This window comes from Nostoc sp. CALU 546 (assembly GCF_048836525.1).
Genome location: NZ_JAWJTF010000077.1, coordinates 1 through 21,143, shown reverse-complemented (window position 1 = coordinate 21,143; position 21,143 = coordinate 1). Strand labels below are relative to the sequence as shown.

Genomic DNA, 21,143 nt, shown 5'->3' with positions numbered 1-21,143 from the left:
AATGGAAATCAAAATGCCTGAAATGTGTATTAAAGGCAAAGTATGTTCCCTTTATAACCTAATTTTTTACATTTCAAGGGTTATTTTTAGCACTGCCTACCCAGCATAACTGCGGGTTGGTGTTTGTTTGCAGTTAGTCCTCAGCCACACCCATAAGCTCTTTCATCAAATCCAGGCCTTTCTTGACTCTACGAGAAACCGTAACTACACTGATACCCAGATGTTCTGCAACTTGTTTTTGGGTTAAATCTTGCAAAAACACACATTCCAACACATCGCGGGTGCGTTTTTCTAGCTGAACCAATGCTTGTTGTAAGCGAAGTTGGTCTTCTTGTGCCAGTTGAAAGCTGCGATAGTTAGGATCTGGAACCAATTCTCCCAAGCAGGTAGAGCCTTCTTCTCCATCTTGGATTGGCACATCAAGACTTAAGGGAGCGCGATTGACCCATGCTAATTTAATTTCTTGCCATTCGTTTGGAGAAATTTCTAGTGCTGCTGCTAATTCTGAGTCAGTTGGTTGACGATTATGTTTTTCACGCCAAGAACGTGATACTCCTATTGCTTGCTGTTGGAGTGCTAACCATCTCCGAGGAATTCGGACGGTGACACCTTTATCTCGGAGATAGTGTTGAATTTCACCCCGAATATAAGGAAGAGCGTAGGAACTGAAGGCATGTCCCTTGGAAAGTTCAAATCTTTCAATAGCTCTGATTAAACCCAAACATCCAACCTGGAGCAAATCATCATAGGTTTCATGACATTGATTTGTCCAATAGTGAGCTTCTTTTCTCACAAGTCCAAAATTGAGTTTTACCAGTTGATTACGGATATTTTCTGACGGAGATTGCTGATATTCTCGCAACAACTGCCAAATTTCGTGTTTGAGTTCAGTGGTGACTGTGGTAGGCATAGCACCGGGTTTATTGAGCAAATAAAGAATCAATTATTCGCTTTTAAATTAAGCTGCGATCGCACGACATCAAAGACAATATCGCGCTATATTTCCGAGCAAATACTATGGTAGATAACAAAGCTTTTCTATCAAAATTCCATAGATTGCTTGACAATAGAGCAAAATTTAAATGGGCGAAATCGGTATTTAGTTGGTTATTTATCTTTGGTATGATCTGTAGGTTTTTTGAGAACTACATAGGAATAAAATATAAAATTAATCACTAAATATCAAACCGAGATTGTACTTAACTTGAATTAATTAATGATGAAGTTAATTTATAGAAACAAAACAACAGTAGTCGGTTTTTTGTTGGAATAGTAAAAGTTATATTTACAGTAAAATTACGTGTCTATTCAACAGAGATTTATCCAATAATTAAAAATTACTAAATAATTTAAAAGAATACTATGTATATTTACGCAAGCCAATAAAAAAAGGGCATCTCGCCCTTTTTTGTACTTAAGTCTATAGTCTTTTAATGAAAGGGAAAAGGTTAAAGGGATGAATCAAGTGACCCACAAAATTTAGGGATCAAAATTTTCCCAATTGCCAAAGCTATTTTGCTCGGTTTTAACTTTTCCCCATCTTTGTAAAAAACCTATCTACCCTCTTGAAAAAAGAGGGTAGATAGGTTAACTTTTGTGATCAAATCTGATACTTACAGAATTGTCATTCTGAGTGCCAGTTATTTGCTTTACTTCCAAAGATTTAGCCACGAGTAGGTTCAACCCGTCCATAAAATAGACCGCGAATCTTAACTTCTTTAGGTTCGCCAGCACCTAAATCTGTATCAGATGGCTGTTCACTCTCGAAAGTACCAGCAATTTCACCGCTAGAACTGTCTATTTTAGCGATTTGCAGAGAAATCTTGCCATTGAGATTTTCAGCACGCTTGACATTAGTACGGGTAAGTTCTTCATCATCTGCTTGGGCGGGGAGCGCTACGGCATTATCGTAGCCACTGACAACACCACGACCTTTAGGATCTAGGAAGGCAGCACCACGATAGGAAGGAACTTTGAAGGTACCTTCAAAGTCCGTAGAAGTGTTAATACTGGTCAAACTGGGTTGGCTTTGAGCAACCAAGTTTTTGATGGTGAAGAGGAAAGGTACTCTCTCACCACCAGGAAGCTGCACAGTGATGGCTTGGAAATCAAGACCATCAGTTTCCGTAAATGTCAAGCTATTATCTGAGTTGATTTTTAGATCACCTTGCACCTGGTCAATGGTGGAAGTGTATCTGGTCAACAATTTGCCAGCAACAAATTCTGCTTCTTGCCGTTTATTAGCAGGTTCTTCTTTGATGAAGAAGCTAGTTGGCTCCAAGCAAAGTTCTTTGATGGCATAAGACTGGCTAGAATCAATGGGAATGGAACCACGGCTTGTTTCTGCTAGTTGGGGGCATTTGTTAGCCAAGCCAGTGCCACGAATTTGATCGTAAGTAAGTACATCTCTACCACTACTACTAGTAGGTGCATCACTACAAGCAGTTATTAGACCTAGGCACAAAGCCAAGAATGCAACAATTAAAGCGCGATACCTCATGGTCAACCTCAATCTCAAAAATTAATATCTAAGTTGTAAAACTGCATCGAAGCTTTGATCTCTGATGAGAAGCCGCTACTCTGCGAAAAGCTACCTTTGTTCAGAAACGACTTTGCTTTGATTAAGAAAGTTGAAGCAAGTGTCCGGGAGTTTAGGTTGTCAGCTGCTCAAACTTTTCTCTGCTAAACGTAGCTAAACGTGTCGCTCTCTTGAGCTTGGGGTGTAAAACCCATAATAAGTAGCACACTGAATCCATCTTTGGATGTGTGTTACTAGGGGAGCAAAAAACCAGCAGTTTTACTGTTGGTGGCATTTGTTAGAGTTGGGCGGGTGGATGAGTAATCTCCACACAGAGGAGCATAAATGTTTGCCTCAAAGAGCGCGAAGAGGGGTGTCTGCTTCGCACTTTGCTCTTGCTGATAGCAAAAGCGGCGTCGCCCAAGTCTTTTTGTATCATGTATGTGACGCCACTACATACAGCCCATTGTTTTATGGGTAAATCAGCCAGATCATACGATTTTTTTTAACTCAAAATCAAAGTACTCAAAATCCAAGAAAGTCTCGTCCTGATCACATCTAGCTGCTGTGGAGGCTATGGTAAAGGTTACTACGCTCTTTTAGGAGCGATCGCAATTACTTTTGATAAAGATACAAATCTAGTTATATTCATCCCTGACTAGGGCAAGTGAGGGGACAGGGGACAGGGAACAAACTAGGGAAAATTAAAAATCTCCGGTAAATTTGAGTTGACCTCATTTATACGGAAAGGGTGGCATGAACGATAACAAAAATATTGAATCAGGGGAGTTGTCTTGTAAAGTGCAAGCGATCGCAACTGTGGTGTATGATGCAGTCCAGGGTTGTCAAGGCGATACTGTAGCTCTTTTAGCTTTGCTGCGCCAATTGGAACAGTTACACCGAGAGATCCGGGATGGGGTTTTTCAAGAGAGTTTGCCTGTTAACCGTCGCCAACTCTACTCGCTGCTGAAAGATATTGAGTCTGAGGGAGGCTGGCCTTACATTGAGCGCATGAGACTACAAGCATTTTTAGCGAATTTGCCACAAGAAGCTCCCGAAGAAAATAACCATGAAGTTCTGGAGAGCGATCGCTCCTTTGGCTGATTATCTCGAAATAAATTTCTAACTCTGAATTAAAAACTCTGATCGCCTCATCAACCGCTAAACCAAGAGCGGTTGCCCATTGAGGCTTCAACTTAATTCGTAATGACGCTCGCGGACTCGCTACCGCTGCGCTAACGTAATTCGTAATTAAAAAGGGTTTGTAAGGGTTATGCCATCACAAAGAAAGCGATCGCGCTTCTCAAGATTGCGGTTGTGCTTGAGGTAATCACCCACCCAGTTACAACCATGAACAAGCAAATCATCAAGGTTTAAATTCCATAGAATTATCGTGTTGTCACCACTAGCTGATGCTAGTGTTTGACCATCTGGACTAAAACTAACACTTAGCACCGGAGCGCGATGCCCATTGAGACTTTTAATTAATTTGCCATCACGGCTCCAAAGTTTCACTGTACTATCCCAACTGGCAGCGGCAAGCAATTCACCATTAGGACTGAAAGTCACGGCATTAACGCTATCGCTGTACCCTTTTAATAAGGTTTTTAACAACGTCCCATCCCGTCGCCACAGTTTCACGGTGTTATCCCAGCTAGCAGAAGCCAGTAACTCATCAGTAGGACTAAAGCTGACACCCAATACCCAACTGTCATGGGGCGAGAAAGTTTTGAACAAAGTACCATCCCGCTGCCAAAGTTTCACAGTTTGGTCATCACTGGCAGAAGCTAAAATCTGACTATCAGGGCTAAAATTCACGCTATTTACCCAACCCTGATGCCCTACTAAGGTTTTGAGCAACTTCCCCTCACGGTTCCAAAGTTTCACAGTTTTATCTTTGCTAGCTGATGCTAAAAACTGACCATCAGGGCTGAAATTTACGCTCATCACACTATCAGTATGTCCGTGGAGAGTCATGATTAAAGTACCGTCAAGCCGCCAAAGTTTAACGCTTTTGTCAAAACTTCCTGAAGCCAGAATTTCACCTTTGGGATCAAAGCTGACACTAGGAACTTTATTTGTATGCCCCACCAAAGTTTTGTAAAGTCGGGTTTTGATTTCGCCATGACTGGTGTATCGTTGCCAAAGTTTGACAGTGCGATCGCTACTACCAGAAGCTAGCATCTGACCGTTGGGACTCCAAGCAACGCTCAAAACTCGCTTTTGATGCCCTTGAAGAATAGACGGTGTTGGAGCATCTAAACTCCATAGTTTCACGCTTTTATCAAAACTTCCTGAAGCTAGCAATTTTTGATTTGGACTGAAAGCAATGCTGACAACTGCATCACTGTGTCCTTTAAAGGTTTTGAGTAAGGTACCAGTGCTACTCCAGAGGTTTATGGTATTGTCTTCACCTACGGAAGCTAACTTTTTACTATCGGAACTAAAGCTCAAACTCCACACTGTACTACTATGCTGCCGTAAAGTTTTGTAAGGACGATATTCAAAACCGTTTTTAGTGCTATTACTTTCCCGCCGCCAAAGTTTTACTGTTTTGTCTCGACCTGTTGATGCCAAAAATTTACCGTCTGGGCTGAAAACAGCTACAACCACACCCTGCTGATGTCCCCGCAAAGTTTTAACAAGGCTACCGTCTCGTCGCCAGATTTTAACTGTCTTGTCGTCGCTGGCCGAGGCGATGAATTGACCATCGGGACTGAAGTTGACCCAGTTAACCCACCCTCGATGTCCCCTCAGTATTTTTACTAAGCTACCGTCTTTACGCCAGAGTTTTACAGTTTTATCCTTACTGCCAGTAGCTAACAATTCGCCATCAGGACTGAAATTAACGCTATAAACCCAATCTCCATGTCCTTTCAGAGTTTTATATGGTTTGGGGTCAAATTCACCTGTAACCGGGTTTTTGTGCCAGATTTGCACTGTTTTGTCGAGGCTGGCGGAGGCTAGGGTTTGACCATCAGGGCTAAAACTTACACAGGTGACAGCATCAGTGTGATCTTTGAGGGTTTGGAGTAAGGTACCGTCAGGACGCCAAAGTTTCACCGTCTGATCTCGGCTACCTGATGCTAGCAACTGACCGTCTGGGCTGAAAGTTACTCCCCAGACAATATCAGTGTGCCCTTCTAGGCGGTTAACTTCCGTTACCCCATAAACTGCCTGTTGCAGGGCTGTCACCACCCGCATTCGGGTATCTGGTTGCACTCCATCAGCCTGTTTAAGTCCTCTCCAAGCCCGCAAACTTTCTAATAAGGCATCAAATTCTTTATTAGATGCGAACAAAGCTTCACTAGCAGCAGTGATCGCACTAATTTGCAAGTTGGTTTCACTGCGTTCAGCTCGTAGAGTTTGGCGGACTGCTGCTCTTTTCTGTAAGTCGGCTTGCCACCATAATGCTGCTATTGTTCCACCCATGACTGCCAGGATTGCACCTGCTAACCGTGCTTCCCGCAGTCGCCGTTGTAATACCAAGTTGAGTTGCTTTTGACTAAGTTTTTGGGCTACTTCAGCTCTAGTTTTTTCAAGTTTAATTTTTTCTAATTCGGCAACCATGCCATAGTTGTTCTTTTGGCGAATTGGTTCAACTAAATAATCGTGAACCAACTGGTAGCGATCGCCTAACTCTTCTCTGATTAGCAATACCAACCCTGAACCTACCAAGATTTCTAAAATCAATTCCCCAACTTTGTCAAAGTTTAATATTGTATCGAGATCATGATTATTAACTAATGCCGCCGCTAAATCAGCTTTACTTTTTAACGGTCGTGTCCCCTTTTCATCAGTTAACTCAAATAATAATTTCCAACTTAACTCTTCATTCTCTTGACCACAGTCTTTGATAACTTCCCCAAGCCAGCGTTCTACCAATTTTGCTGACCCGCCGCAAAGTTTATATTCTGGAAGTGTGGTAATGTTTTCTATTTGTAGTTGAGCGCCGACTATCTGTAATTCAATTGGATGTACTTCGTCTAGTTCTCCTGTTAAATCCTGCACTAATCGGTTGATTAATTCACTACTCAGTTCATAATGTGAACGTTGGGTAAGACTGTGAATTATAGCTTTGGCATCCTGGCTAGAGAATTTTCCTAAATAGTAGCGAATGTCCTTATCGAGAATATTTTTATTAATTACACCTAAATCATATAATCCAGTAATATTGTTTTGGCTCAAGCGTTCAAATTCTAACAGATGATGTAAATAATCTTCTCGTAATGAGAGAATAACTTTTACATAAGAAATATTTAAGCATTCACTAAAAAATTTATAAAATTCTATTCTTTGGCTGGGAGGATTACTAACAAAGAAAAATTCTTCAAACTGGTCTAGTATGAGTATTATTGTATAATTGCGTTCAGATGCTAACCGAATTTTTTCTAGCAGTATAGTGGGTGCAGAGTCAAGACTAAGCGATATTTCTGTATGTGCCAGTGCTTGATTAATACTGCTGATCAAGATTGTCATCCAATCGGTATAAACAGACAAAACAATAGGTATAGGAATTCGTTCACCGATAACTTTTCCCTTAAGCGCTGGCACTAAACCAGCTTTGAGAATCGAACTTTTACCTACACCTGATGGCCCATAAATTACTGTGAGTTTGTAGTCAGCGCGGCTAATTCTTTCAATTAAACGATTGACATCTTGTTGGCGTCCAGAAGCAGATATTTCTTGAGCAATCTCTTCAGGAATAAACGGTATTTTATGAGGTTCCAGTACTGGGTTAATTCTGGGGCGTTGCGGCTGCAATTGACTTGCGCCGATGAAGGCACGAAAGCCATACTGGTGTTCTATTTGAATTTTTTCTTGCTTCAGCTTAAAGGCTTCTGTATAGTCATGACGCTCAAAAAAGTAAAGCGATCGCAGTTCCTCTAATATCTCTAGGTAAAGTGATGGCTGATGTTGTAGCTCACAAACTACCCTCGCCCATTCTAGGTTATTGATAGCCTCCTCCCACTCACCCAGATGCCGTTGTGTACGTGCTAGCAAGAGAAGATACCAACTTTCTTGTTGGCGTGTTCGCAAAGCGTCTCGCAGATAAACTTCTGTTGCTTCTTCGGCGATAGAAAGTGCTGTATTTGCTAATTCATGAGCTAGTACCCAATTTGACTCAGAAGCCGCTACATTTGCCAAAAAGCCATAATTTTGAGCAATTTGTGCAGGAGTTCCATAAGTTTTATGTAGATGTAATGACTTTTGAGCTAATTCTTTTAAGTCATCCCAGGCTTGTAAACGTTGCAGCATTTCACAAGCAGGCAAAATAAATTTAGCAACTAAGTCTTCTCTTTGTACCTCTTCCAATAGCTCCAAGCATTGTTTAAACCACAAGAGAGCATGTTCGCAATAGCTGCTAGTATTTTGGTATAAGTCTGCCATTCGGTGATAGCAAAGTCCCAGGTGGAATAGTACTATTGCTTGCTTGAGTGAAGACGAGGTAGGAGTAGGGTGAGGACATGAGAGGGAGAAAGAAGAATTACTTTCCCACTCTGCTACTCTTTTTATTTCCTGCTGCCATAATGCTAGACTTCTTTGATAATTGGCTAAAGCACCATTAATTTGATCGTTGGCATATTTATCTCGCCCCAAGACAAACTCTAAACTAGCTTCTAATCCTGGTGTTAATTGAACACCATACAGACGCAACAAATCATTACGGGCTGATTCTATTTCGTGGCGGTGTTGAGACTTAGGATCTAAATCGAGGAAAGCATTAGATAAAAAAGTTTCAGCACCAGCTTCTAAAACTTTGGCAAATAGAGATTCTGCCTCTTGGTGGATCAAAGCAATTAAATCTGCTTTGGCCATTTCAAATTTAATTGTGGTTGCAGCCCAGCTTTTGAAATCAGGCGCTAATCTTGAAAGCAATGATGCGACTTCATCTTGGAGCCACAACACCACTGGAAATGGAAAAGTTGCAGCATAGATATCTCGTGCTTGGTTGATGCCTGTAAGTAAGTTTTCCAGGTCGATAATTGACTCAATACCAAAAACCATCACAGCAGATGGTAAAGAGTCTGTCAGGACGGCAGGATTATCTAAAGATAGTTCTGAGACTATTGTGGTGTGTAAAGAAGTAGTTGATGGATTAAGAACGATTTCTCTGATGTTGATGTCTTTGGTGATGGAGCGAATATTCTCTAACATTTGCTCACGTAATTGCCCATAGTTACATCGCACTAAAATCAGGGCAAATTGACCTTCGGAAAGCGCGATCGCTCTAATCAGTCTTTGCAAAGTATGCTGATTTTCTTTGGTGTAGACGCGTAGCTGCTTATCATTAGGCATTGGGCATTGGGCATTGGGAATTGGGCATTGGGAATTGAGCATTAGTCATTGGACAAATGACAAATGACTAATGACAAATGACTAATTGACTTCTTACTTATTTTGTTGCCAAGCCAAAACTTTTTCTGTTTCTGCCAAGGCTGGACTGATACCAAACCAGCGTCCTAGAGGATCGCGATATTCAAACAGATACATGCTTCTTAGTAAGCTCTGATAGTCCGACTCCCCTTTAACTCTCTGCTGCTGCACTACTTCAAACAATAATTCCCACTGGGATTCATCAATAGCTAATAGCAGATCGTCGCGGTAGTCCTTAATTACGGCTTCTAAGCAGTCCCTAGAAAAAGGTGGATCTTGTCGTTGCAGGCAGCTATAAAGTAAACCCAATAAGTTACGAATGTGACCACCACTGACGCGACATAGACGATCCAAGGTTTGGGAATGATCGAATAATTCTGTAATTAATAAAAGCCTGCTATTCAAAGGAACTTCTGGAAAAGCTCTTGCGAGAACTAACTGGCGCACTAGTGACATCCCTGGTTCGTAGTCACTGCCATCTCTTTGCCGCACCAATACCATTGGCAGTACTTTTGGTGCAATCCCTCCCCCCAGGCGATTTTTTAGTGTCTCGTACTCATTGGAGAAAATTAATGTTAGAGGAATGGTGTAAACTAGGTGGCATTTGAGTCGGCGTAACTGTTCGCCTCGGTCGATGAAGAGATATTCTGGTTGCGATCGCCCCGATGCTAAGGGACGCATATCTACTCGATCCAAATTATCTACAATCACTACCAGTCCTTTTTGACCCCGGAGCTTTAGCTGTTCAACAGCTTTTTCTAAAATTTCTTCGTTAATCGCCTGCAAAATACTATTGGTACGTGGTTCCAGATATTGCCTCAGTTGATTCCGCATCTGGGTGCTATCTTTGGTTTTGGCAGTAATTTTGGCAATACCCAAAGACAATTCTGCTTGCCCAGAAAGCTCTATGGGGCTTTGCAAAAAATCGCCTACTTCTTTAAACAAATTGGTAAAGTAACCGGGTTTGAGCTTGATGTTAATCGCTTCTAAACTGGCACTGACTTGACGGGCTACACTCAGCAGAATATCGCTGACATCAATATCCGCCATATCTAAGTCTTGACTGGACTCAAAATAAACTACATGAAATCCCGCCACTTCTAGTTCTGTCTTGAGGCGCTGCAATTCCGTTGACTTACCGCAGCCAATGTGACCTGTAAATAACTGACAGGTTGGCTCATCAGGAGAAATCCGAATGATAGTCCGTTGCAATTCTTCGACGATCTTGCAACCACGGACATCAGCAAAATCTATGTAATACTGACGATCTAGCACGTTACTTGTATTTAGCGTGTAGCTTGGGTTACATGCTTTATAAAAACGTGACAAATTTAATGTCGTTTTCATGTATGTAGAGGTGTATGTAGACGTGTTTGTAGATGCAGTTTAATTCGTATTTTTTATACAAGTAATCTCTATCCAGAATGTAGACATACGATTAACTTGCAAGTTGGTAGTGTCTTGCAAGAGACAGCACTTGGTACAGAACTACTGTCAGTAGTATGGTAGAGATTTAATTGACCCTAATAACCTTAAGCATATCTGTCCTTTTTACACCTGATATTGAGATTTTGACAATCTCTAGCTTTTGTTTGAACTGCCACAAACTTTTAGGGCCGGGTGAATCAGTAAAAAAAGTTACTAGATTGCATGGTTCTCAATTTGTATAGCTGACGAGAAGGACTGGTATGAATTATAGCAAGCTATACAGAGATTCAGGAATACTTGTTTATCATTTCACATTCTATTTGTCAAGAAAACAAAATCCTAAACATCTAAATTAATATTTTGTAATCTTTAGGAAAAAAATCTTCAACAATAACTTGTCAAAAAGACTACAGTCAGTTAAAAATGGACACCGGAAACTTTAATGGGAATAGTAACTAGCACCATAATCTTTGTGTAGTTACTGTAAAGTGTTACTAAAAATAAAAAAAGTCTTGAGGAGAGCGGCTAACAGATGCCAACAGTGTTTACTGAAATTAATAATGATACAAATGCGTCAAGGAATTTAGATTGCAATCAAAAAGGGGTTTGAATGGCTGGCATAATATCAGTTTCCCGCACGGATCTAGCCCAGCGTCGTAAAAAATTACGTCGGCAGCGGCAGATGAAAATTATTCAGGCTATTTGGCGAACCTTTGCTATTACTGGTTTGGCGGGTGGATTACTGTGGATGGCAGTCCAACCAGTGTGGATGCTAAAAGCTCCCAAGCAAATAGTGATGAAATCAGGCAATAAATTACTGTCGGATGAAACAACTCAATCACTGTTGGTGTTATCTTACCCCCAGTCTTTGTGGCGGATTGAACCATCAGCGATCGCTAACTCTCTGAAGAAACAACCAACTATTGCCCAAGCGATCGTGAGACGCCGCCTCTTTCCTCCTGGATTGTTTATCGAAATTCAAGAACGAGTACCAGTAGCAGTAACTCAAACACGTGACAACAAAAAAGTAACTATTGGCTTACTAGATGCCAGTGGAGCCTGGATACCCTTAGAAAAATACACATCACTTAATCCCACTAGGAAATTACCAAATCTCAGAGTAATTGGTTCGCCAAAACAATACTGCCTCTATTGGACTCAAATTCATCAAGCTGTCAGCCAAAGTCCCGTAAAAGTAATGGAAGTTGATTGTCAAAATCCAACGAATTTAATTTTGAAAACAGAATTAGGAAATGTGCATCTCGGCGTTCCAGGCCCCCAGTTGTCTGAACAAATCAAGCTACTCGCCCAAATGCGGCATTTAACAGCAAAATTCAATTCTGGTCAAATAGAGTATATTGATCTGAAAAATCCCGAATTTCCCTTAGTACAAATGAACCAAAAAGATCAAAAATTAACTCCCAAGATCCCTAAAAATATCTAGGGTGTTTAATGTATTGATAGCTCCTAGTAAATTAAGAAGCTTTATGCTGATAAATATATTTATTATTTTCAGTTTTCCCGCAACCCTAACGAAAATTGGCATTAACTTCTAATTAACATGAGAAGATCAATCATATAATCTCCATTGCGAGTAAAAGACCCTCAATTATTACCCTAACATCTATATAGTAGGGTGCAAGATGCGGGACAATCTAATGATGATCTAGAGCATACAAAACACCTTCTGCCCATACGTTCCTCACTAAACCCAGTGCGGAAAAGAGAAAAATGCTTGAGTTTTTCATTAAGATCAGACTCGCTTTTCAGAGTGCACAGATGAAAACGGTTTACACCGCTATCTAAGTGCAGAGCCAAAAGTGTTCTAGCTTGAGTCTATTGAGGACAATTCCAAAGACAGTTTACTGAGGTTGCGAACTGTAACAGAAAATGCCACCCAAAATTGCGTAAGCATTGCTGCTGGGCAATAAATTTGGACTATTCTGTACCGTAATTTTTATTAGGTGACGAAACCTCTTAGGAAATCTTGATTTATTGACTGTACTAGTGAGGGTTCTCGTAGGATAGACTATTGCTCCAACAAAGTGTCCATTAAGACCCCCCAAGCAACAAATTAATCAGGTATAGTCTGACAAGTAAATTCTTGCTTAGTTTAACTTAAGGATAAGTAAGTAGAAGGTAAATTTTGTGTCTAAAGTTGCAATTATCCCCAATGGTGAAACCTATTAACAATATTATTATTGAGGCAGAGAAGATACGCTGTAGTGTGTCTTTACAAGTTATGCCCTCCCCTGAGAATAGTGAAGAGATTAATGTCTGGTTGAAGTTATACAGGTCACTTTTTGATAAATATAGGTATACTTCTCTAGAATTGGCTGTGCGATCGGCTGCCCTAAAAGCTTATCCCATAGCAAATTTTCGCACCGCCAATTCTGTTAGGCTTGGCAGTAGTGAAAATAATAAAGAACAGTGCCATAGTATTGTGGCACTGTCAAACTAAAGTTGACTCTTAGGTGAATAACACCTGAAAAAGTCGTTTATCTACCCTTTCACAAATCCAATGACACTTGATAATAACCAAGGACTTAACTATAAAAATTCCCAATCTACGGGACAGCCGGGGTTCTCTCTGGCAGTTAACTCGACCAATCCCTTTAATAACTCTGGGCTGAACTTCGGACAAAATCACGATAATAAGAAGATTTCTGCGGAAAATAGCCGAATCGGTGAGATTGTCCCTGGTCGAGTGGCCAACATCAAAGTGATTGGTGTCGGTGGTGGTGGTGGCAATGCTGTTAACCGCATGATCGAGTCTGATGTCTCTGGGGTAGAGTTTTGGTCAATCAACACTGATGCTCAAGCTTTAACTCTGGCAGGCGCTCCCAGTCGATTGCAAATTGGACAAAAGCTAACGCGGGGTTTAGGAGCAGGTGGTAATCCTGCCATCGGTCAAAAGGCAGCTGAGGAATCACGGGACGAAATTGCTACAGCATTGGAGGGTGCAGACTTAGTATTTATTACTGCTGGTATGGGTGGTGGTACTGGGACAGGTGCAGCCCCAATCGTGGCCGAAGTAGCTAAAGAAATGGGCGCTCTCACTGTTGGTGTTGTTACACGTCCATTTGTCTTTGAGGGTCGCCGCCGCACCAGCCAAGCAGAACAAGGTATTGAAGGACTAAAAAGTAGAGTAGATACACTGATCATTATCCCCAACAACAAACTGCTGGAAGTGATCCCTGAACAAACACCTGTACAAGAAGCTTTTCGTTATGCAGATGATGTGCTGCGTCAAGGGGTGCAAGGTATTTCTGATATCATCACGATCCCCGGTTTGGTAAACGTTGACTTTGCTGATGTTCGGGCTGTGATGGCAGATGCGGGATCGGCATTGATGGGAATTGGCGTTAGCTCTGGAAAATCTAGAGCTAGAGAAGCTGCGATCGCAGCTATTTCTTCACCGTTACTAGAATGTTCTATTGAAGGCGCAAGAGGGGTAGTATTTAATATTACTGGTGGTACTGACCTCACCTTGCATGAAGTGAATGCTGCCGCAGAAGCAATCTACGAAGTAGTTGATCCCAACGCCAATATTATTTTTGGAGCTGTAATTGATGACAGACTCCAAGGTGAGGTGAGAATTACTGTAATTGCCACTGGGTTTACAGGTGAAGTGCAAGCTGCGGTACAACAAAGCGTGGCTAACGTTCGAGTAGCACCGAATGCCTCGAAGCGACCAACAACACAACAACCCGCAGTTAATCCCCCAACCTCAACTCCAAATTCAAATCCAAATCCAGCTCCAACTCCAATTCCAGAACCAAAAGAAAAAATTGGATTGGATATACCTGATTTCCTGAAAAACCGACGTACACCAAGGAATTAAAAGATTTTGGATTTGAGATTTTAGATTAACTGAGCACTCTCAGGTCAGGCTGAACGCTGTATAAAATCTGCTACTTCCACCAGGGTTTTACCAAGGGCAGGGGTAAGCAATCTTTTGCCATCCCCAATTTTGCCAATTGGTAAAAAACTTGTCAACGCTACTTTATAGAATGAACTTGGGCAGGAGTCTGCTGGCTCACATGGTCAGCTATGCTTCTGGAACAAAAAATCAGGAAGACCTGCCCAAATAGGAATACCTAAGCATAGCCAGTCGTGGACATTGCTACATCTACTCATCGCGATCCATTAAACTTAATATTCGGTATAAGTAATATACTTACTCAAGGCAAGTTGCTTAGAGAACTCACTCACGCAAGTGTCCAAAGGAAGTCTGTTCAATCGATTGAATTACCTGATGACCAAGGAGAGTGCCATCTAGTCGGTCAATCTCGCGAATTCCGGTGGGACTAGTGACGTTAACTTCAGTCAGATAGCCACCGATAATGTCAATACCCACAAAGATTAAGCCGTCTTGACGTAAGCGTTCGGCTAATTGGGTACAGATTTCATACTCTCTTGGGGTAATTTCAGTTTGAGCGACTGTACCACCAGTTGCCATATTATTACGAAAATCAGTTCCACTAGAGAGGCGATTGAGCGCACCAATCGGTTCGCCATTGAGCAGGATGATTCGCTTATCTCCCTCTTTTGCCTCTGGTAAATAGGTTTGTACCATTACTGGCACTCGACCTTGGAGGGTACTGAGTTCGACAATGGAGTTAAAATTGCGATCGCCTGATTGCAAAAATAAAATTCCTTCTCCAGCTTTGTTTCCCAGTGGTTTGAGAACTGCTGCCCCCTTTGCTTTGACAAATTCTCGAATAAACTCCTTATCAGCACTGACAATGGTTTCTGGAATCGCTTTAGTAAACTGGAGGGCATACATTTTTTCATTTGCCCCTCGGATGCCTCTCGGACTGTTAATTAACAGGGTTTTATTTTGGTCAATGTAATCGAGAATATAGGTGGCATACAGGTAGGAATCATTGACTGGTGGATCTGTCCGCATAAATACGGCGTCCATTGTCTCTAAAGAAGTTAATGAGGAATCGCTCAACTCATACCAAGGATTCACCGCTACCCAGCGTCTCTCCACCAACTGCACTGGTACAACTTCAACTCGCTGTAGAAAAGCCCAAGCTTTGCCCTCCACCACACTCAGCAAATTTGCTTGAGTCACCCAGACTTCGTGTCCCAGGATTTGCGCTGCTTCAATTAAGGCAACACTGGTATCATGACACGGGTCAAGCAAATGGATAGGATCAATGATAAAAGCCAGTTTCACCCTTTATACCTCAATCACCAAGAAATTAAATGGTTATTCAACTATTATCTCTTGATGCTCTCACCAATTGACGTATATCTGTACTGTTCAGTAAAACCTGGAGAGTAAAATCTTGTAGACATATTCGCTTTTGTGGGGAAAAGCTCTTAGACAAGAGATAGCGCGTTGTTTGTTTTAGAGTTGTAGCGACTGCCGTGTAATTTGCAGCGGCCTGTCGCTAGCGCACTTATGAATCTAAACGCTATTGCTAGAAGTTAGTAGCTCATCCAGCTTGCCTTGACTATCTAAAGCATGGATATCATCACAACCACCAACATGCTCATCATTAATGAAAATTTGCGGTAAAGAGCGGCGTCCATTCGCCCTTTGAGCCATTTTACTTCTGGCTGCTTCATCTCCATCAATACTGTATTCGATAAATTCAACACCCTTGTTTTTCAGCAAACTTTTGGCACGGATACAAAACGGGCAAGTTCTCCAAGTGTAAATTTCTACTTTTGCAGCCATAAAGTCCTCAAATTTATTTCATGCTTCTTAATTTTAGAACTTTGCCACTGACTGTAGCTGCTTTATCCCGTTTTGACCTGATCTTTAAAAGTTGCTAACTGGGTTTACGATGCTTGATGAAGGTGAGTTCACTAGAACCCCTATCATTCAAAAATCCCACCGATTATAGCTGTGGGAGTATTAAAAAAATTATTAATTATGATGTTTTAGTATCTATTTAATAAGTAAATTTTATAATTTTAGGAGACACACCTGAATCCGACAAGGGATACATTTAGTGTCTCCTAGTAAAGCTTCTAGGCGACTGTCATTGAAGCTGATACTAAAGGCTTTTTCTTCGCTATTCTCAGCGCACCCACAGCAAATAGACCAAGGGCAACGACTGTAGTAGGCTCAGGAACCTTTTTAGGTGGTGGTGGTGGGGGTGTGTAGTAAGGGGCTTGTCCTTTGAGTTTACTGCTTCCGTTACGATTGTTTCCAGAACCGACACTCATTAGGCGGACTCCAAAGTTTTCCTGAGAAAACTGAGCCAATGTTAAAGCTTGTGAAGTATGGGATAGGGTAAAGATGGTAGATTGAATATCGCCTTTTCCTTGACCTATACCTTCTTGACCAATTTCTACACCAGCATCAAAGGAGCCGCCACCACCATTCAGATTGTTACTACCACTACCGACAGAGGTAACTGAACCAGCAGGGCCAAATTGTTTGTTTGTTACATCTGTACCTACTACTTGAAGACCTTTAAGGAGTGAGTTATCTAAAATGTTGAAGAAAATACCGCGTATATCAGCAATTTTGTTGCTGCCAGTGGATAAATAATCTACTTTAAACTGAACTTTGCCAGACCCCGCTATTGAGTCATCTAAGGTAAACTTCACCTGAGTATCCGAACCTGTGAAGTCGTTGATAGTGAAATTCATCGAAGCGGCATTAGCAGGGGCAAAAGCAGAAGACGATATCACAACGGCAGTAGCAGCCAAAAACGCAGGTATTGTTGCGGTGGAAAATAGATGTTTCATGTTAATCAATGTTTGGAAAAGAAAATGGTAAGACTCAGTTGCTAATGATGGGAATTTGCTGCTTTCTATCCATGTAAAATCAGATGCACCCAGTGAAAAGTCTTTTACTACTCTAGATATTCAATTAGAAGTTGTCTATGATACCAGCCTTAGTTCAAAAAGACTTTATTTTTGGCTTCATATAAGAAAAAACCCAGTATTGCTACTGGGTTGTATTAACATTAAATATTGATCAAATTCTACTAGTATTTACCCACAGTCAACGGCATATTCAATCAGCTGGGCAAGACGGTGACGTAGGGTTTCTAATCCCAAGCGCTGACTCGCAGAAATAAATACCGCGAGGGGAAATTCTTCTCTAGCTAGGGCTAGTGTCTCACTATTGGCTTGATCGATCTTGTTAAAAATCACTAGCGCCGGGCCAGGAGTTATTGGCATTTGTGCCAAAATTTCTCTGACTGAGCGAATATGACGCAACCAAGCTGGGTGAGACAAATCTACCAAATGTAGTAGGGCATCGGCTTCTGTGACTTCCTCCAAGGTGGCGCGGAAGGCATCCATTAATGATGCAGGTAGTTCGTGTATAAACCCTACTGTATCTGTAATCAGAATTTCCTGATGTTCATTTGTTTCGCCATAAGGAATCGCCAGACGGCGGGTGGTAGGATCGAGAGTGGCAAATAACTGGTCGGCTGTATAAACTTCTGCATTAGTAAGAGCATTCAGCAAAGTGGACTTACCCGCGTTGGTATATCCAACCAAAGCCACTGAAGGAACTTCCCGATGCTGCCGTCGCTGCCGTAACCGCGAACGATGGGCCTGCAACTGGTTCACTTCTTTTTGTAGTCGAGAAATTCGTTGCCCAATGGCACGGCGTTCTGTTTCTAATTTTGTTTCACCAGGTCCACGAGTCCCAATACCACCACCTAATCGGGACATGGTGCGACCTCTACCAGCCAGTCGCGGTTGCATGTATTCTAACTGTGCTAGTTCTACTTGCAACTTACCGGCACGAGATTGAGCGCGTTGGGCAAAGATATCTAAAATTACTTCGGTGCGGTCAACCACCCGGATACCAATTTGCATTTCTAAGTTGCGGACTTGGGAGGGTGAGAGGTCGCGGTCAAAGACAACGAGATTAACCCCTAGTGTTTGGGCAGTTAGGGCAATTTCTTGCACTTTACCTTCGCCAACTACGGTCTGGGGATGAACACGCGATCGCTTTTGTTGTATTGTCTGTAATACATCTCCCCCAGCAGTATCAACTAAACGTGCCAATTCTAATAGGGTGTCTTGGAATTGTAGGGGAGTCATCTCACTGGTCATTAGCCCCACAATCAGCACGCGATCGTGGTCAGCATCTACTTCCTGGGCGATAAATTCACGCTGGAATTCCGCTTCCAGATTTTCTACTAAGTCTACTAAATCCTGGTCTGCCAGATCATCCAAATCCAAAGGTGGCGATATATTCCAACTTGGGGATTGGATTTGTTTAGAGTGGGCGAAGCCGAATTGGCTTTCCTCTACTTTGACAGCAGCAGGACTAGGAATCAGGGTGCGAGAGTCTTGGGGTGTCAGATGAGCTAGATAAGCTTCTTTCACATACCCAGTTGCACCGCCTCCCCGCCGTGTAAATCCCGTTCCGGTAATATTTAGGACAACTAGGGCATCTAAGCGTTGTAGTGCCATAGCCGTGAGCGCCGCTTCATTGGGCGGTTCTGGCTTGAGATGTGTGGCAATGCAACGAATACCACTGAGTCGTTCTGCACCGTAACGGGGCAATTCCATCGGTGGTATTTGCGTTTGACGCGGTGTGCCTACCCCGATGCGAATCACTTGTCCGCGACGGTTGACGTAGGCACACACAGGCTGATTGACTTCTGTGCTAATTGCTGCCAGACGTTGGGAAAACTCAGGCGTGGTGATGCGATCGCCTGGTATGCGCTGGTGGTACAGCCGCTGTAGTTGCTTCAGCTGGCTGGACTTCAGACCTTGGAGATTTCCAAAAATAGTTTCTATAGGCGTTTATGACCAGTAAAATGGCCCCCCGAATCCTTATATGTCTATTTTACAACAGGGTTTAGGCTCCTATCTCTCTCTTTTGAGGGATGCGTTATGAATTAGTTCACGGTGGGTATTTATTTGAAGCTATTTTGGTGGTAGTAACTCACAAATCGAGCAATGGTAAAAACACGCGCCGCCTCAGAACAAAATTTAAGGATCTCTTTCACCAGTTTGTTGAAGTGCAAAATTGATAATAGTTTCACTTAGCCTTATTCCACGAGCAATCATTATTAAATTAGTATCAGAAGATATGCAAGATGGTTGAATTATCGAAAATGTCTTACAGATTGTGAACCCATTTTTAACTCTATATTGATAAGCTTTGCTTAAGCATTTACAACAAAGGTATAATCATTTACTGGAAATAAACAAACTATTGTTACTAAGGCTTCTATTTTTATAACCAATGGATAAGCTGTAGTTACTTCCTACACGAAATTGGTAACGTAGCTGCTGCAAAATACTCAAATTATTCTTGAATTTCAGCTTGTAGTATTAAGATTTACCCAAAAAGTGATGAATTTGAAGTTGCAGCTTTTCTCGTAATTGTTGCGCTTGTTGATAGGCTACTGCACGCCCTTTGTTTGAGTTGTTGTCCGATCCTGCTGGTTCTAAAGGCTGAATAAAGTAACGCAGACGAGTTCTCGTTGCCCAAATTCCCATTGAGGGAAACAGGAGTAAGACTAGCATCAAAGGTGAAAAAGGCAAGAATGGTAATTTGACTAGTCGTTGCAATTTGGTGAAATTAACAGCCCAAGGATGTAAAGATTCACTACCGATGCAAACTACTGGAAGAATGGGAATATGATAGCGATCGCTCAACTGAATAAAACTCATATCAAACTTTTCTAGTTGATAGCGTCTTCTCCAACCTTTCAAAGGCCCGCGGATACCTTCGGGTGCATATAAGAGAATTTTGCCTTGAGCCATCGCTGACTCAAAATTATCTAATTCGGCTCGCACACCACCTAAAACCTGTGACCATTTAGGTGGTAGCCACCAAATCACCCAAGGATGCTCAAATAATGCTGGACTTGCTACGGGTTGTACTACCCATCCTCTGGTTTCACTTAATAAATAACCCAAGGTCAAAAAGTCCCAAGGAAAACACATCCCCGCGTGATTCATTGCCACAATCAATGGCCCTGTTGGTGGCAAGTTTTCAACTTGTTGCAATTCTCCCCGAAAATATGATTTAACGATGGGGCCAAGAACTTCTTCGCGAAAAGCTTGTTGATATTTGGGATCAAATTCACCAACTTCTTTTCGGGGTAAACGACAACCCAGACGCAACCAGCGACTCAGTAGCGCCAGATAAAATCCGCCAGGAATTAAAAATAATCCATATTCTAGCCAATTCCAACCATCTGGATCGGTGTGATAATGCTGCCAATGACGGTTGAATAAAATTAGCCAACCTGGAGGATACCAAAGACAAAACCAATCAAACCAGTTAAATACATAACCTTCACCTGGTAAATTTTCCAGTTGAGTGTTTAGGAGTTTTTCGGAATGTTGATTAATCAAAACGGTTAAAAATCAGGCAAAATTTTTATTAAAAGTGGATTATAGCTATATAATTTTGCCATTGGCATCTTACTATAGAAGTAAAATTAACTACAGACTTGGAAACCAATTTCAGATTTGGTTGCCAAAATGATCAACTGAAAAATTTATCGAACAGAATAAAGGCGTCAGTCGTCAGAATGGGCTAAACCTTAGCTATCCGCTAACAGCAATGTTTTCTGTATGACTGGCGGTGCTTCGCAGCCTTAGCGAATCCACGGTAGCTAGCGTTAGCGAGTCTTGTCTACGACACGCTACGCGAACGAGCGTCGCGTCTGAATCCCCGACTGATTGATTCTGACTCCTGAAGATGCCTATAAAACAAGCGTTTCAAGATTGTAAAGAAAGATGTGACTAATGGATAGCCTAAAAGGAGAGAGGAACGAAAGTGAGGTCAAAATTGTACTTTACTGGATCAAGAACCGCTATAGATAGATACCTTATATAGGACTCATATAGGAATCCGCTTTGA

Annotated in this window: 14 protein-coding genes; 5 read left to right on the top strand and 9 right to left on the bottom strand. The window is 41.8% G+C overall.

The genetic code is table 11. The features are described 5' to 3' along the window. Window positions 1–133: 133 nt before the first annotated feature. Window positions 134–910, bottom strand: a complete 777-nt coding sequence (locus RRG12_RS29255; RefSeq protein WP_069070946.1) for an RNA polymerase sigma factor SigF — start codon at window positions 908–910, stop codon at window positions 134–136. A gap of 753 nt (window positions 911–1,663) precedes the next feature. Beyond that, complete coding sequence (locus tag RRG12_RS29250) at window positions 1,664–2,500, bottom strand: photosystem II manganese-stabilizing polypeptide (RefSeq protein WP_069070945.1); 837 nt, start codon at window positions 2,498–2,500, stop codon at window positions 1,664–1,666. A gap of 774 nt (window positions 2,501–3,274) precedes the next feature. Here RRG12_RS29250 and RRG12_RS29245 point away from each other — a divergent pair. Next, window positions 3,275–3,622, top strand: coding sequence for a hypothetical protein (locus RRG12_RS29245; RefSeq protein WP_420761604.1), 348 nt, complete (start codon window positions 3,275–3,277; stop codon window positions 3,620–3,622). A 147-nt stretch (window positions 3,623–3,769) separates the two neighbouring features. Here RRG12_RS29245 and RRG12_RS29240 read toward each other — a convergent pair whose 3' ends face one another. Next, window positions 3,770–8,818, bottom strand: coding sequence for a hypothetical protein (locus RRG12_RS29240; protein WP_420761603.1), 5,049 nt, complete (start codon window positions 8,816–8,818; stop codon window positions 3,770–3,772). A 93-nt stretch (window positions 8,819–8,911) separates the two neighbouring features. Next, on the bottom strand, window positions 8,912–10,243 hold the full coding sequence (locus tag RRG12_RS29235) for a P-loop NTPase fold protein (RefSeq protein WP_181932361.1): 1,332 nt from the start codon (window positions 10,241–10,243) through the stop codon (window positions 8,912–8,914). A 691-nt stretch (window positions 10,244–10,934) separates the two neighbouring features. Here RRG12_RS29235 and RRG12_RS29230 point away from each other — a divergent pair. The 3 genes from RRG12_RS29230 to ftsZ all read left to right on the top strand — a co-directional run bounded on the left by RRG12_RS29230 (window position 10,935) and on the right by ftsZ (window position 14,168). Continuing rightward, window positions 10,935–11,768, top strand: coding sequence for a cell division protein FtsQ/DivIB (locus RRG12_RS29230; protein ID WP_069070941.1), 834 nt, complete (start codon window positions 10,935–10,937; stop codon window positions 11,766–11,768). A gap of 729 nt (window positions 11,769–12,497) precedes the next feature. After that, complete coding sequence (locus tag RRG12_RS29225) at window positions 12,498–12,785, top strand: hypothetical protein (RefSeq protein ID WP_256091007.1); 288 nt, start codon at window positions 12,498–12,500, stop codon at window positions 12,783–12,785. Window positions 12,786–12,845: 60 nt separating this feature from the next. Then, entirely contained in the window at window positions 12,846–14,168 is a 1,323-nt protein-coding gene (gene ftsZ / locus RRG12_RS29220) for a cell division protein FtsZ (protein WP_069070940.1), read from the top strand. Between the two features lie 363 nt (window positions 14,169–14,531). Here the strand turns inward: ftsZ and gshB are convergent, their stop codons facing one another. From gshB to hflX, 4 genes are all read right to left on the bottom strand, one after another. Next, window positions 14,532–15,512, bottom strand: coding sequence for a glutathione synthase (gshB, locus tag RRG12_RS29215; protein WP_069070939.1), 981 nt, complete (start codon window positions 15,510–15,512; stop codon window positions 14,532–14,534). 234 nt (window positions 15,513–15,746) lie between these two features. Next, the gene (gene grxC, locus RRG12_RS29210) at window positions 15,747–16,019 is read right to left on the bottom strand and encodes a glutaredoxin 3 (protein WP_069070938.1); all 273 of its coding nucleotides are present in this window, start codon (window positions 16,017–16,019) and stop codon (window positions 15,747–15,749) included. A 296-nt stretch (window positions 16,020–16,315) separates the two neighbouring features. Then, the gene (locus tag RRG12_RS29205; protein WP_069070937.1) at window positions 16,316–17,041 is read right to left on the bottom strand and encodes a PEP-CTERM sorting domain-containing protein; all 726 of its coding nucleotides are present in this window, start codon (window positions 17,039–17,041) and stop codon (window positions 16,316–16,318) included. A gap of 249 nt (window positions 17,042–17,290) precedes the next feature. Then, window positions 17,291–18,907 (bottom strand): GTPase HflX, encoded by a 1,617-nt coding sequence (gene hflX / locus RRG12_RS29200; RefSeq protein ID WP_420761602.1) that lies wholly within the window; start codon window positions 18,905–18,907, stop codon window positions 17,291–17,293. A 7-nt stretch (window positions 18,908–18,914) separates the two neighbouring features. Here hflX and RRG12_RS29195 point away from each other — a divergent pair, with 7 nt between their 5' ends. Then, window positions 18,915–19,079 carry a hypothetical protein gene (locus RRG12_RS29195; RefSeq protein ID WP_238846311.1) on the top strand — a complete coding sequence of 55 codons (165 nt, stop codon included), beginning with the start codon at window positions 18,915–18,917 and terminating at the stop codon, window positions 19,077–19,079. A 521-nt stretch (window positions 19,080–19,600) separates the two neighbouring features. On the opposite strand, the gene RRG12_RS29190 is transcribed toward RRG12_RS29195, so the two are convergent. Then, window positions 19,601–20,632, bottom strand: coding sequence for a 1-acyl-sn-glycerol-3-phosphate acyltransferase (locus RRG12_RS29190; protein ID WP_420761601.1), 1,032 nt, complete (start codon window positions 20,630–20,632; stop codon window positions 19,601–19,603). Window positions 20,633–21,143: the final 511 nt, after the last annotated feature.